Source organism: Collibacillus ludicampi (assembly GCF_023705585.1).
Taxonomy (GTDB): domain Bacteria; phylum Bacillota; class Bacilli; order Tumebacillales; family BOQE01; genus Collibacillus; species Collibacillus ludicampi.
Genome location: NZ_BOQE01000001.1, coordinates 1,281,189 through 1,295,171 on the forward strand (window position 1 = coordinate 1,281,189; position 13,983 = coordinate 1,295,171).

The 13,983-nt window shown below is 47.5% G+C and carries 18 protein-coding genes; 3 read left to right on the plus strand and 15 right to left on the minus strand.

The annotated features are described in order from the left end of the window. Position 1 precedes the first annotated feature (1 nt). The 7 genes from atpA to DNHGIG_RS06370 all read right to left on the minus strand — a co-directional run bounded on the left by atpA (position 2) and on the right by DNHGIG_RS06370 (position 5,580). Positions 2–1,510 carry a F0F1 ATP synthase subunit alpha gene (atpA, locus tag DNHGIG_RS06340; RefSeq protein ID WP_282198880.1) on the minus strand — a complete coding sequence of 503 codons (1,509 nt, stop codon included), beginning with the start codon at positions 1,508–1,510 and terminating at the stop codon, positions 2–4. 16 nt (positions 1,511–1,526) lie between these two features. Then, a complete protein-coding gene (gene atpH / locus DNHGIG_RS06345) occupies positions 1,527–2,075 on the minus strand; it encodes an ATP synthase F1 subunit delta (protein WP_282198881.1) in 549 nt (182 codons plus the stop codon). Further along, on the minus strand, positions 2,069–2,557 hold the full coding sequence (atpF, locus tag DNHGIG_RS06350) for a F0F1 ATP synthase subunit B (protein WP_282198882.1): 489 nt from the start codon (positions 2,555–2,557) through the stop codon (positions 2,069–2,071). Before atpF ends, atpH begins: the two co-directional genes overlap by 7 nt. 133 nt (positions 2,558–2,690) lie before the next feature. Further along, a complete protein-coding gene (atpE, locus tag DNHGIG_RS06355) occupies positions 2,691–2,906 on the minus strand; it encodes a F0F1 ATP synthase subunit C (protein ID WP_282201366.1) in 216 nt (71 codons plus the stop codon). A gap of 107 nt (positions 2,907–3,013) precedes the next feature. Continuing rightward, on the minus strand, positions 3,014–3,757 hold the full coding sequence (gene atpB, locus DNHGIG_RS06360) for a F0F1 ATP synthase subunit A (protein ID WP_282198883.1): 744 nt from the start codon (positions 3,755–3,757) through the stop codon (positions 3,014–3,016). Between the two features lie 28 nt (positions 3,758–3,785). Then, entirely contained in the window at positions 3,786–4,160 is a 375-nt protein-coding gene (locus DNHGIG_RS06365; protein ID WP_282198884.1) for an ATP synthase subunit I, read from the minus strand. A 232-nt stretch (positions 4,161–4,392) separates the two neighbouring features. Continuing rightward, positions 4,393–5,580, minus strand: coding sequence for an acetyl-CoA C-acetyltransferase (locus DNHGIG_RS06370; protein WP_282198885.1), 1,188 nt, complete (start codon positions 5,578–5,580; stop codon positions 4,393–4,395). Positions 5,581–5,912: 332 nt separating this feature from the next. Between DNHGIG_RS06370 and DNHGIG_RS06375 the strand changes: the two genes are divergently transcribed. Continuing rightward, complete coding sequence (locus DNHGIG_RS06375) at positions 5,913–6,305, plus strand: DUF2203 domain-containing protein (protein ID WP_282198886.1); 393 nt, start codon at positions 5,913–5,915, stop codon at positions 6,303–6,305. Between the two features lie 6 nt (positions 6,306–6,311). Here DNHGIG_RS06375 and DNHGIG_RS06380 read toward each other — a convergent pair whose 3' ends face one another. Then, positions 6,312–6,548 carry a hypothetical protein gene (locus DNHGIG_RS06380; RefSeq protein WP_282198887.1) on the minus strand — a complete coding sequence of 79 codons (237 nt, stop codon included), beginning with the start codon at positions 6,546–6,548 and terminating at the stop codon, positions 6,312–6,314. 121 nt (positions 6,549–6,669) lie between these two features. On the opposite strand from DNHGIG_RS06380, the gene DNHGIG_RS06385 reads away from it, so the two are divergent. Continuing rightward, positions 6,670–6,846 (plus strand): hypothetical protein, encoded by a 177-nt coding sequence (locus DNHGIG_RS06385; RefSeq protein WP_282198888.1) that lies wholly within the window; start codon positions 6,670–6,672, stop codon positions 6,844–6,846. On the opposite strand, the gene wecB is transcribed toward DNHGIG_RS06385, so the two are convergent. Both wecB and upp read right to left on the minus strand, forming a co-directional pair. After that, on the minus strand, positions 6,803–7,951 hold the full coding sequence (gene wecB / locus DNHGIG_RS06390) for a non-hydrolyzing UDP-N-acetylglucosamine 2-epimerase (RefSeq protein WP_282198889.1): 1,149 nt from the start codon (positions 7,949–7,951) through the stop codon (positions 6,803–6,805). The two genes, DNHGIG_RS06385 and wecB, sit on opposite strands and share 44 nt — an antisense overlap. 11 nt (positions 7,952–7,962) lie before the next feature. Continuing rightward, the gene (gene upp / locus DNHGIG_RS06395; RefSeq protein WP_282198890.1) at positions 7,963–8,592 is read right to left on the minus strand and encodes a uracil phosphoribosyltransferase; all 630 of its coding nucleotides are present in this window, start codon (positions 8,590–8,592) and stop codon (positions 7,963–7,965) included. A gap of 149 nt (positions 8,593–8,741) precedes the next feature. Between upp and DNHGIG_RS06400 the strand changes: the two genes are divergently transcribed. Then, positions 8,742–9,962, plus strand: a complete 1,221-nt coding sequence (locus tag DNHGIG_RS06400) for an MFS transporter (RefSeq protein ID WP_282198891.1) — start codon at positions 8,742–8,744, stop codon at positions 9,960–9,962. Between the two features lie 21 nt (positions 9,963–9,983). Here DNHGIG_RS06400 and DNHGIG_RS06405 read toward each other — a convergent pair whose 3' ends face one another. From DNHGIG_RS06405 to DNHGIG_RS06425, 5 genes are all read right to left on the minus strand, one after another. Further along, positions 9,984–10,691, minus strand: a complete 708-nt coding sequence (locus DNHGIG_RS06405; RefSeq protein WP_282198892.1) for a hypothetical protein — start codon at positions 10,689–10,691, stop codon at positions 9,984–9,986. Beyond that, complete coding sequence (locus tag DNHGIG_RS06410) at positions 10,688–11,347, minus strand: ATP-binding cassette domain-containing protein (RefSeq protein ID WP_282198893.1); 660 nt, start codon at positions 11,345–11,347, stop codon at positions 10,688–10,690. Before DNHGIG_RS06410 ends, DNHGIG_RS06405 begins: the two co-directional genes overlap by 4 nt. A gap of 13 nt (positions 11,348–11,360) precedes the next feature. Then, positions 11,361–12,101: a DUF2705 family protein gene (locus tag DNHGIG_RS06415; protein WP_282198894.1), complete on the minus strand. Its 741-nt coding sequence runs from the start codon at positions 12,099–12,101 to the stop codon at positions 11,361–11,363. Positions 12,102–12,168: 67 nt separating this feature from the next. Then, positions 12,169–12,918 (minus strand): hypothetical protein, encoded by a 750-nt coding sequence (locus DNHGIG_RS06420; protein ID WP_282198895.1) that lies wholly within the window; start codon positions 12,916–12,918, stop codon positions 12,169–12,171. 11 nt (positions 12,919–12,929) lie between these two features. After that, a complete protein-coding gene (locus DNHGIG_RS06425; protein ID WP_282198896.1) occupies positions 12,930–13,751 on the minus strand; it encodes a hypothetical protein in 822 nt (273 codons plus the stop codon). Positions 13,752–13,983: the final 232 nt, after the last annotated feature.

Sequence of the window (13,983 nt, forward strand, 5' to 3'; positions counted from 1 at the left end):
CTTACGCGACAAAGGTCGCTTTGAATTTCTCGATCGCACTCTTGAGTTGATCGATCGTTTCTTGCGAAAGATCTTTCGTCTCTACGATCGCTTTCGGAATTTGCGGATAGTTCGTGTCGATGAACGCGAGGAATTCTTTCTCGAAACGTCCGACAGCGCTCAGCTCGATATCGTCGAGATAGCCGTTAGTAACCGCCCAAATCGAAATGACCTGTTTTTCTACCGGCATCGGTTCAAAGCGGCCTTGTTTCAAGATTTCCACCGTGCGTTGCCCGCGTGTGAGGCGTGCTTGTGTCGCCTTGTCAAGATCCGATCCGAACTGTGCGAACGCTTGCAATTCACGATATTGGGCCAAGTCAAGACGCAGGGTACCTGCGACTTTCTTCATCGCTTTGATTTGCGCGGAACCGCCGACACGGGAAACGGAGATACCGACGTTGATCGCAGGACGTACACCCGCATGGAAGAGATCGGATTCCAAGAAGATTTGTCCGTCTGTAATCGAGATCACGTTCGTCGGGATGTATGCAGACACGTCACCCGCTTGGGTTTCAATGAACGGCAATGCCGTCAAGGAACCGCCTCCACGTTCGTCAGACAGTTTTGCCGCACGTTCGAGCAAACGGGAATGGAGATAGAAGACGTCCCCAGGATAAGCTTCACGGCCCGGCGGACGACGCATCAACAAGGACAACTCGCGGTAAGCAGCCGCTTGTTTGGAAAGGTCATCATAGATGCAAAGCGCATGGCCGCCCTTGTACATGAAGTATTCACCCATCGCGCAGCCGGCGTATGGAGCCAAGAAGAGCAACGGAGCCGGATCCGAAGCGGATGCGGAAACGACGATCGTATAGTCCATAGCGCCATGTTTACGCAAGGTTTCAACCACTTGCGCAACGGTGGATTGTTTCTGTCCGATTGCGACGTAAATACAGATGACACCCTGGCCTTTTTGGTTGATGATCGTATCGATCGCAACCGCCGTTTTACCGGTTTGACGGTCACCGATGATCAATTCGCGCTGACCGCGTCCGATCGGAACCATGGAGTCGATCGCTTTGATCCCCGTTTGCAGAGGTTCATGAACAGATTTTCTATCGATAACGCCAGGTGCCGGCGATTCGATCGCACGGAATTCTTTCGTTTCAATCGGACCACGGCCGTCGATCGGTTGACCGAGCGGGTTGACCACGCGACCGATCAATGCTTCACCGACAGGAACCTGAGCGATTTTACCCGTACGCTTCACTTGGTCGCCTTCTTTGATACCTACCACCGTACCAAGAACGACACAACCGACATTATCTTCTTCCAAGTTGAAAGCCATTCCCAATTGGCCATTCGGGAATTCGAGCAACTCACCCGCCATGACTTTTTCCAAACCATGAATACGAGCGATCCCGTCACCCACTTGAATGACAGTACCGACATCATATACTTGAATATTTGCTTGATAATTTTCGATCTGTTGTTTGATCAGAGCGCTGATTTCTTCAGGACGAATGCTCATTCCGTCTCACCCCTATCTACCGTACTTGGTACCGCTTGAGCGACTCGCGAAAACGATCTAACTGTCCTTTCACGCTGGCATCCAAGACGCGATCGCCAATGCGGATCCGCGCTCCGGCGATCAAATCCGGATTGACCGATGCTGTCAGTTGAACCGTCTTCCCGCATGAGGCGCCAAGTTTATGCTCGACGGAAACGAGTTCCGTTTCCGCAAGTGGATATGCCGTTTCGATATGTGCTTTCACACGTCCGCGCGCTTCATCAACCCGGCGAACGTACTCGCGTTTGATCGCTTGCAATTGATTTTCCCGATGACGATCAAGCAGCAATTGCAAAAAATTCACGACAATCGGCGATAGAACCGTGCCGAACAGTTGGCGAATTTGCTCCTTCTTCACATTCGCGTTGATGACCGGATTCAGCAAAAACCGAGCCATATCCGGGTATTCTTCCAGCGTTTTGGTCACCGTTACGAGGTCGGCTTCCACCTGTTCCACGATATCGCGCTCGACAGCAAGCGTATACAATGCATCTGCGTAGCGCTTCGCCACACCCCCGCCTAGCATACGCGAGCCCCCATCTCTTTCACCGCTTCATCGAACAGCGCCTTGTGTTTGCTCTGATCGATCTCTTTCGCGATGAGTTTCTTCGCCAACAACACGGACAGTTCGCCTACTTGTTCGCGCAGTTCCGCAAGCGCGCGTTCTTTTTCACGATTGATTTCAGCCGTCGCTTCCGCTTGAATGCGCTTCGCTTCCGCTTCGGCAGCCGCGATGATCTCAGCCGCCTGTTTCTCACCGTTACGGCGCGCGTTCTCAAGCAAATCACGCGCTTCTTTCTTCGCAGCTTCCAACGCTTCGCGATGCTCGCGCGCGAGTCTCTCAGCTTCTTGGCGATTCTGTTCTGCAGTGGCAATTTGATTTTCGATATATTCTTGACGTTCCTTCATCACCCGCATGATCGGTCCGAAGGCCACGCGTTTCAAAAACCAGAACAACAAAAGGAAAATGATTAATTGTAATAACATCGTGCCAAATTGAAGCTCCACCAACGTTCACTCCTTTCGTCAAGGCGAGGGCACAAGGAAGGCGAGGTCAAACTTGCCCCGCCGTCCGCTGAGCCAGGTTCATGCTTGGCATATTCAGGCTATCCAATTGCATCCATTATGTTCAACTTTTCACTTATCGGCTTCCGAAAAGGATCAAACCGATCGCAACAGAGATAACCGGCAATGCTTCGACAAGACCGAGACCGATGAACATTTGGGTTTGCAACATACCGCGAGCTTCCGGTTGACGTGCAATCCCTTCCAGGAAACGTCCTACAACAAGACCGTTACCGATACCAGCACCAATAGCAGCAAGACCCAGACACAAACCAACGGCAATGACAGTCAATGACATGATGAAAGTCCTCCTTTTAATTCTCGTGAATGATTTTCGTTTATGTGCACAACATCTATGTGATCGTCAGAAAACTGGGTAAACGGATGAAAAACTTACTCTTAATGATTCTCGTGCGGCACCTTTTGGCCGATGTATACCAATGTCAAAACGGTAAATACGAACGCTTGAATGGTACCGACAAACAGCGAATAAGCCAGCCAGATAAACATCGGTATCGCTCCTACCGGAAACCAACCACCCAGGATCGGTATTTGGAGAATGATGGCGATGAGTACTTCCCCGGCAAAGATATTACCAAAGAGACGAAGGCCAAGAGTCAAGAATTTCGGGAGTTCTTCAATCAGATGGATGGGCAACATCCAGGCCGGCGAAACGTAGTGTTTGAGATACTGACCCGGCTTGCGCAAACCTACCCCGTGTGAGTACAAGACCATCGCGATCCCCATCGCCATGGCGACCGAGATATTCGCCGTCGGGGACATAAACCAGGCGATTTCTTGACCCGGTTCGACGCCAAACTGAGGGAGACCTGTTTCCGACTTGGTGACGATGTTTGTGATCAAGCCCATCTGATTGGACACGAACATCCAAATGATCAATGTCAAACCAAGAGGAACGTAGGTTTCCGCGCGTTCGCCAATCGTGTCTTTCGCCAATCCTTTAATAAAATCGGTAAGCCATTCAAAGAAGTTCTGCATGCCACGCGGATGTCTCATATCGAGATGTTTTACCGCAGCGAGCGCGAGAAGAGCGACTATAATCGATACGAGAAGACTCATGGCGATCACAGTCAGATCGACCGTCATGCCCAAAAATTGAACATGGAGATGCGCTTTTTCCATTCCGTTTCACCCCTTCCGCTTTAAAAATTCAGTTCCCTTTGCCCCTGCCAAGGATCATTCCTACGAACAGGATCACCTGATGGGTGTATAGCCCGACCAGAAACGACCAAATACTAGGATACCCGAGGCGATGGATCGCCATAACACCCAGGGCGATCATGGCGATGCGCGAAACCATGGCCACGATCGGTTTCTTCTTTTTCTGCCCTAGGGCAACGGCCGTCGCCATCTCGGTCTGTCTGGCAAGGCTTACGGCAAAGTACAAACTAACTGCCGACCCTATGGTGAGGCCGGCAAAAATTGATTTCCATGGATCAAAGAGCAGCCAGAGAACACCCAAAAAAACGGTTACATAGAGTGTTCGCTTGACAACTTGACGTACAACGCCATGAAAGTCATCCATAGTGCGCGAGTACCTTCCTGTTCATGATCCCTGCAGCAACGGCCCCTGGTGTTTCACACTATAAAACGGGTGTACTTCATTGTGAAACGGGCCGAGTTTATACTACAATATTTCTGTACGGTTTGTCAACGCAAAGAAACCCGTTTTCACGGGTTTCTCGCAGTTTTCGGCCGTTTTTCACAATATTGACAAAAACGCGGTGTATAAAGTGTACAGTGACGGGTTATACTGTTCAAATTTGTTCGACGATCAAAGAGACCCCTTGTCCGCCACCGATGCAAAGAGTTGCCAATCCGCGTTTGCTCTCACGTTTCTTCATTTCGTGCAAGAGTGTCACCAAGATACGCGCTCCGCTCGCACCGATCGGGTGTCCCAAAGCGATGGCCCCGCCATTGACATTGAGCTTCTCTTTCGGGAACTCCAGGTCTTTGCCGACAGCGAGTGCCTGTGCCGCAAACGCTTCATTCGCCTCGATCAAATCGATATCGTTGATGCTGAGTCCCGCTCTTTCCAATGCTCTGCGTGTGGCGTTGATCGGACCGAGCCCCATGACCGAAGGTTCTACGCCTGCGGAAGCATACGCGACAATGCGTGCTAACGGCTGCAAGCCGAGTTGGTGCGCTCTTTCCGCCGACATGACCACAAGTGCCGCTGCACCGTCATTGATTCCAGAAGCGTTCCCCGCCGTCACCGTTCCGTCCTTCTTGAATGCAGGACGAAGCTTGGCGAGCGTTTCGACCGTGGTGCCTGCACGCGGGAACTCGTCTTGTTGGAACAGAACCGGTTCGCCTTTCTTCTGCGGAATTTCCACCGGGACGATCTCATCGGCGAAACGCCCTTCCTGAATGGCCTTTACCGCTTTTTGCTGGCTCCAAGCCGCAAATTCGTCTTGTTCTTCACGCGTTAACCCATAGCGCTCTGCGATATTCTCAGCGGTAATACCCATGTGTACATCGCAGAAAGCACACCAGAGACCATCGCGGATCATGGAATCGACGACTTTCTGATCACCCATGCGATATCCTTGACGTGCACCTTCCAAGAGATAAGGTGCACGGCTCATGCTCTCCATACCACCTGCTAATACAACATCCGCTTCGCCGGCTTTGATCGCTTGGGCGGCGAGCATGACCGATTTCAAACCGGAACCGCAAACTTTGTTGATGGTCATCGCCGGAGTGGAATCCTGAAATCCCGCTTTGATCCAAGCTTGCCGAGCCGGGTTTTGTCCGAGTCCCGCCTGCAAAACGTTCCCCATGATCACTTCGTCCACTTGTTCATGCGATACATTCGCGCGTCTCAATGCTTCCTTCGCGACGATCGCCCCTAATTCCGTTGCGGGAAAACCTGCAAGGCTTCCTTGGAAATTTCCGATCGCTGTACGGACTGCACTTACAATGACTGCATCTCGGTTTGACATCTTCGTTCTCCTCTCTCTTACTCCACGGATGTTCATCGTTTTGTACCGGCTTGTTTTCCTTCTGTTTCTCTCCATTTTTCATGAAAACAAACCTGATTCATAAATTCTCTGCGGAATCCTTTTTTCCTGCCAAAGAACCTGACAATTTACGGAAAAATTACATGATTCGACGTATTACGACCTTTTCCACCCCACTTGTCACAGAGTTTTCAATAAGAATCTGTATGTAGATATATATTTTTCGACAGCGGGAGGATGTGGCGCATTTACTTGTAGAATCCTATACAAGAGCGTGTTGAAAACGGAGGACGAACCAGGGAGGTGTTCCTGTCATGACTAAATATTTTACCGTGGACGAAGCGAACCGACTGTTGCCTTTGATCAAAGAAAAAATCCAAGTGTTGCAAGACATCAAGCAGAAATTCGAGAGAAAGTTTCATGAATTGCAAGTCTATAAGCAGGGACTTGCAGATACGGACGCCGCAAGCGATCTGATTTTTAAATGGGAATGCGATTTGGAATTCATGGAGATGGAAGCGCAGATACATGTGAAACAAATCCATGAGACCGGCGCACAAGTCAAAGATATCGATTTTGGACTTGTTGACTTTCCCGCGTTCATCAACGGTGAAGAAGTTCTCTTGTGCTGGAGACAAGGAGAAGATACGATCACCCATTATCATGGCCTTCATGAAGGGTTTGCCGGAAGGAAACCGCTCGCGTAGATGCCCCTATTCGTTTTGGAGATGCGGACAATATTTTTGCATCAACTTGATCGTCTCCAGATCCGATCTTTTCCCGCGTTCTTGCAACCCATCGACAACTTTTTCGAAACGATGGGGCTGCAAGTTTTGCCCAAATTTGAACTTTGCGGATATCTCTTCTACGGTTAATCGAACCAAGGCGACTCCCGCCAGATTCTTCGCGTATCTCCTTTCAGAACATTCTAATACATATATTGACAGCATGAAAGAACCTTTTTTACCGTGATTTTTAGAGATCAAATGACGAAGATGATTTTTGAATGGAATGGCATGTGTACGAGAAGAGCTATCAGACGGATACGAAAACGAAGAAGGGGGCGAAAAGATGAGACAGATTTGGGAAGATTCTGCTGTGAAAAAAGATCAGGAACCGAATGAAAGAAGGGCGGGGGTACCCCGAACTCCCAATCCTTTGTTGGAAGTCGGTACCCCCGTTCATTCAACGATTCCGGAAAAAACTACTGTTTCGGGACAAACGGTTCCGGCCGCGGTGCCCCTGTAAAATGATGCAAAATCGCTTGCACGATTCTCTCGGATGCGCGTCCGTCCCCGTACGGATTGGATGCAACGGCCATCTTGTTGTGTGCGATCTCATCACGCAGGAGATGATCCGCTAACCGATAGACGGTCTCCTCGTCCGTTCCCGCCAGCTTGAGCGTGCCTGCATCGATTCCTTCGGGACGTTCGGTGGTATCGCGCAAGACGAGGACGGGGACGCCGAGTGAGGGCGCTTCTTCTTGAATACCGCCCGAATCTGTCAAAATGAGATACGATCGTGCCATAAAATTGTGGGTATCCACCACGTCGAGCGGGTCGATCAAATGGATGCGCGGATGCCCGCCCAGGATCTCATGGGCTGGTTCTTGTACGGCAGGGTTCAAGTGTACTGGGTAGACGAGAACGATATCTTCATGCTCTTCCACGAGCCGCCGTGTGGCACGGAAGAAGCTTCTCATCTTTTCTCCGATGTTTTCACGACGGTGTGCCGTCATAAAGACGAGCCGTTGACCTGTCGCCATCTGATCCAGGATGGGATGCTTGTAATCTTCTTTCACTGTATAGGCCATCGCGTCGATCGCCGTGTTGCCGGTGACAAATATCCTTTCCGCAGGTTTGTTTTCCCGAAGCAAGTTCTCGGCCGATGCCCGTGTCGGCGCGAAGTGCAGGTCGGCAAGCACGCCTGTTAACTGACGGTTCATCTCTTCCGGGAACGGGGAATATTTGTCAAATGTACGCAGTCCCGCTTCCACATGGCCGACCGCCACTTGCTGATAGAATGCAGCCAATGCGGCAACAAACGTTGTGGTTGTATCCCCATGCACCAATACGATGTGCGGTTTCACTTGAGTAATGACTTCTTCCAAACCTTTCAGCGCTTTCACACTGATTCCTGTCAACGTTTGCCGCTCTTCCATGATATCGAGGTCAAAATCCGGTTGGATCTGAAAAATATCCAGAACTTGATCGAGCATTTGCCGATGCTGAGCGGTAACACAGACCTTGGAGTCGATCGCTTCTCCCGCGCGTTCCAACGCTTTCACGAGAGGAGCCATCTTGATCGCTTCAGGCCTCGTCCCGAAGACTGTCAATATGCGAACGCGTTCCATGAATGTCCTCCTCACTTCGTACCAAACAAGCGATCCCCTGCATCCCCGAGTCCAGGGACAATGTATCCGTGATCGTTCAGTCTCTCATCGATCGCCGCAACATAGATGTCAACATCCTCATGTTCCTTCTGCACGGTCTCAATGCCTTCAGGCGACGCGATGAGGCACATGAGTTTTATGCTTCTGGCTCCGCGCTCTTTTAGAAAACTGATCGCCGCAGCCGCCGATCCTCCTGTCGCCAGCATGGGATCGGTCACGATCAGATCCCGTTCTTCCACATCGCTGGGAAGTTTGCAGTAATACTCTACAGGCTTTAACGTTTCCGGATCGCGATAGAGTCCGATATGGCCGACCTTCGCTGCCGGAATCAACTTCAGGATGCCATCCACCATCCCGAGTCCCGCACGAAGTATCGGGACGATCCCGAGCTTTTTCCCGGCAATCACTTTCGAGGTGGCCGTGGCAACGGGGGTTTTCACCGATACTTCTTCCAAAGGAAGATCGCGCGTCACTTCGTAGGCCATCAGCATAGCCACTTCCTCGACGAGCTCGCGGAATTCTTTGGTTCCCGTTTTTTCATCGCGTATGTACGTCAATTTATGTTGTATCAAGGGATGATCAAACACATAGACCTTGCTCATTGTTACTCGAGCCCCTTTATCGAATGTTTATACCGTACCATTATAACAAAGGGAAATGGGCTGTGCTAGTTATCTACAGAAGCAATCAGGAATCATTTTCCTCCCGGTTGGAATACTAACGACAGTTTCTTCTGAGGGAGGTCTTCCGATTGCCAAACCGGGAGTTTGTTGTGTTATGCACTGTTTCTTTTTTATTGCGTCTCGGATTGAACATACCGCTCGCCTTTTTTCCGTATTTCGTACGCCACCTGGGAGTCAGCCGCACGTCGGATGTCATCTTGTGGTCCGGGGCCTTGATGACCGCATCCTATTTGACGGCAAGCCTGATGTCCCCATACTGGGGAAAATGGATCGACCGTTTCGGTTCGCGTCTCTTGATCACGACGACCTCTCTGGGCATGGGGATTATCGTTCTCATGATGAGCGTATGCACGTCCCCGTTCATGTTACTGCTTTTGCGCCTGATGGTCGGTATCCTGATGGGAGGCCATATCGTCATCGTGACACTCGTGGCCAGAAACTCGCCTCCGGAACAAGTGGCCCGTTCCATGAGCCGTCTGGAAGCCATCGGTTTGCTCGGCGCCATTACCGGTCCCATTTTTGGTGGTTTGCTCGAACGTTCAGTTTCATATGGAACGTTTTTTCTGATGACCAGTATCCCTTTTTTCATCGTTGCGATCATCAGTCATACTTGGATAGTAGAATTCGCCTGTGTAAAAAAGGATGACGCCCCTGCATCCCCCACGCTTAAGGGCAGAGAGATGCGCACCATCTTTCAGTCGGAGATGTTTTGGGTTTGTGTCAGTACGATGGCCATCGCCCAATTCGCCGTTCTCTCCGTTGAACCGAATCTTCCCCATCTATTGCGCTATCTGCACATACACACCCGTTCGCCGGAATTGGTCGGGTTTCTCTTCGCTCTCCCAAGCGCGGGAACGTTTCTCTTTCTCTACCTGATCGGCCCTTTCCTCAATCGCTGGAAACTCGTAAAAGTCCTGCAAACAGCAATTTTCGGAATGGTTCTCGCTTACGTGAGCCAGATGTTTGTCAGCAACTTGACGGAGCTCTTGTTGATCCGTCTGGTCTTGGGCTTATGTATCGCTACCACATTGCCAGTGGTCAATAGCTTGTTGAAACTTTCTTTTCCCCCGGAATTGCACGGGCATGTGTTCGGTTATAACCAGCGCGCCTATTTTTTGGGGATGGTCAGTGGAGGTCTGTTGGGTTCGTGGCTTATCACGCTTGCGGGAATCAATCGGATGTTGGAAATGACAGCGGGATTCATCGCCATCTGCTCTTTTTATTTACTGATGGCGTTCCGGCGCATGGCTGTTCCTCTGAGAGAAGAAGCGAAAGCCCCGATGAAATGATCTCCATCGGGGCTTTGAATGTTAAAAGAAACCGACTCTTTTATTATCTTTTCTCAACATGTTTGTCAACACCTCATGTTTGAGGGTATTGTATTTGTTGACAACATCCTCCTCTTGGGTGATCACATCCAAATCTTTAACTTGCGTGTAACTTACCTCTTTTTCTTTTGGAATCACAATCGCGCTTTCCGCAGATTTCACGGGATATTTGCCGTAGTACGTAGAAACGGGAATGAACGAGATCGCCTCGTTGCCTTTGTATCTATACCCTTCAGGGATTTTTATGTGCTTGAGGAAGACGATGTATGCTTGATCTTCATGCATGATGTTATATCCCCCCATCACGCAATAGGATGAAGCAAAGAAATTACTGGGTTCATAGATATAAATAGAATCCCCTTTTTGCACATCGTTTCCTTTGTACACATCCAAAACGTTCACCTTTGAAAGAATCGCCCGCATGTGGTTCAATCTTTCGTTTGTAAGCCTGACTTTGACGATCACGTCCGATTGATCTTCTAGTTGCGACAGGGTAGCGATGGAATTATTAAAATAGATCCCTAAATATGCAGGGTCATCATTAAAGGAAACCTTATATGTATCCCCATTTTCTAAATAATTCCCAACGCTGACATCGTTTGCGAAAGAAAATCTCGTAAAAACCCCGAAGACTACCGAAAGAAGAATCATAATACCTAAAGAAACGAGATATATTTTATGTCTTCTCATTGTATATCCTTCCTTTGATCCTTGAAGGGAATCAGCTTCCCCTCATGAATCTGAAATTTTTCATCGGCCAGGATCTCGATATCATCTTTGTTATGGCTTGCAATCAGGATCGTTGCTCCTCTTTCTTTTTCTTCCAGTAGAATCTCTCGGACCAATTCGACTCCTTCTTCGTCCAAAGCGTTTGTGGGTTCGTCCAAGACGAGAAGATCCGGTTTTTCCATAATCGCTTGGGCGATCGCCAAACGTTGTTTCATCCCCAAGGAATACTTTTTAAATGTGCGCTGGTCTTCTGGATCCAATCCCACTCTTTCTATGGATTTTTTGATGTCCTCAGCGGAAATTTGTTGTTTTATGCTTGCCAACACTTTCAGATTTTCAAACCCTGTATAGTGGCTCCAAAATCCTGGTGATTCAATAAGAACGCCGACACTTTCCGGAAACGAGATGTCCCTATGAAGAGTTTTTCCATTAATTTTAATCTCGCCCGATGTGGGTTTAATCAAGCCGCAAACAGCCCGAAATAGCATGGTTTTCCCCGAACCGTTCCGACCAAAGAAACCATATATCTTTCCGTGTTCCAAGATCATATTGATGTTATTCAATATTTCTTTGTCCCCAATCTTTTTACTTACATGGATGACCTCAACCGCATTCATGGCGTGAACCTCCTTAAAGAATATCCAAGTTTTCAACCTTTCGCAGAGCTATGTAAACGAAAGCGATACAGAGAACGACCATATAGATGACCGAAAACGCAACGTTAAAGTCTTGAATGGAAAAGAGAATAGACCCACCGACTCTAGAAGAAATGTCCGAATGCCAAGACGCGATCCCTTGCGTAAAAGGAAGCCACTTGATGATTTCCGAATATCCCTTGTAAAATTCATAAACGACACCCGAAAGAAAGAGACAAAACAAGTGCGCAACGAATACACTCACAGTGCTGATTGATACAGGGATGCTCAATGACAGAAGATTGATCATGAGTATGATCATGTAGTTTAATAAAACCAGCAGTACGAACTCCTTCAAGATGATCGCAATTCCCGAAAGCCCTTCCAATACGTTATAGCCCAAAATCCACCCCATAGTGCCAACAACAAGAAACTGTAAAAAATAATACAAAGCTACATAAAAAAACAAGCTCAATATTTTTGCAATCAGCCATGATCTCCGCCGATCGGTTCTGGTAAAAATGTATATCGCATTTCTCTCCAGATCGTTTGAGACATAATCGCCTAAGAAATAAAACATGAATGTTTGAGGAGCTAACCAAAAAAGTACAGGGATGACATATTTCACGTCCCGAATCTCCAAATTTCCATATGTTAACACCAAGAAACATTCCAATAACTTGCATGATTTCATTTCAGCCCATCGGCTGTAATACAAACCTAAAAATACCGCCACACACACTCCTGACAAGAGAAGCTTGCGAAGTCTACTGAACTCCGTAATAAAAAAAGCTTTCAATCGATTACTCACTCCAGTAAAAGTCTTTCTCTTTGGATACGACCGCTCCCATAAAATACAGAGATGCAAATACCAAGAACAAGCAAAAAACAGCGATGAAATCGGTTGCGACTAAATGGATCTCACCCGCATTCCATTTATATTGCAAGGACATATACCCTTGTAATGTAGTAAACCCTAATTTATGAATCGTTTTGATAACATCGCTGAAAATAACAATCAACAGGGTAGCCAAAAGGCCAATATATGGATGCGAACATATGAGCACCACGAAGTGATAAAAAGTCCCTATAATCATGAAGCCGATGAATTGCATCACGAAACCGAACAAAAAGAAACGGAAATCAGCCCCATTCATGTCCCCTGCATGTCCGCTCATGATAAAGGCTCCCAAAATCAACCCATTCACCACGAGCGTATACATGATGACAAAGAGACTTACGGCAGCTATTTTCTCTCTCCACCATCGATTGGCGTTTTTATATTTGAGCAGCACTTTGCAATTATCGAAAACTTGCGTTATCAATCCATTCATCATTAAAAAGACGGGAATGAAGAGAAACGAAAGAAATTTTTCGTTCATGATCGCAAAGTAAATATCGAATACAATCGATTCTAATTTTTGAAGATGCCCATTTGCGTACAGCGAATGGATGATCGCTTTAGCAGAGAGCGCTCCTAATATGAATAAAAAAAGAAAAAATCTCTTGGAAACGAGTAGCTTTCTCACTAAAACAGCATGAATCGGTTTCATCATAACCCCCGCTATTTCGCTTCGAATCGATAAGACTGTCCCGCGATCATAACGATACCGAGTACGAAAAGAATACTGATCCATAACAACAAAACACTCAAAGACCCTTGATTACCCGATTGCAGAAGATTGATCAGAGAGAGTCGAAAAGATCCCCATGCAGTCACGGCCATCTCAACCACCACATAGAGTGAAAACACACCAGCAATGGTCGCGAATCTCCCCTTTTTGAAAACCGAAAAGGCTCCATAGGCAAAGACGGCAAATAAGGCGGCGACCAGACTGATTAGAAACATGTAGAGAAGGTTGTAGAGGAGTGGAGACTGAACTCTCAGAAGATCGAACATAAATGTATTGTTATAATTCTGAGTTCCTATGTCATAAGGGGGAAGAGCAAATCGGTTGTCAAATCCTTCTGTAGGAAAGGTAATCAGGCACAACAATTGGTTCCATAATAAAGGAATCAAAAATACAAAAAACGTAACGCCAAAAGTGACAATTCCTTTTGCCCATATGTACGTCTTTGTATCCGTTCGGGTGAGAATACTTTTATACACACCCGATTGATAGTCTACATAAAACGAATCGGAATAAATGATGGAAGCAATCAACGGTATAAGTATACACTCGACAGAGAGTAAGACATGGACCGAAGTTCCCTGTATGAGGCTCATTTCATAAGCGGATCGGATATTCGTCATGCCCATACCGTAAAATCGTGAGCATTCCAACAAAAAACCGCCAATGGAGATCAACATCAAAAAGGAAAAAACAAATTTGATCTCCTTGCGATGCAAACAATTACGGAGCTCAAGCATTAACATTCTACTCACACATTTTCACCTTTCCAATCTGTTTTTTCTTTTGAGCAAAACGATCGATTAAGATCAAATCCCCTCAATGACTACCTTTTATTGTTACTTCCCTAAGTCAGCGTGGGCTCTTAACGCTGTCAGCAGAGTATTCAATAACAGGAATTAAGAGAGGTATAACAATGAGAATTAGTACTAATTCCTGATCAATATATTAATTTGGTAATTAATTCTTGTCCTTACATAAATGTTT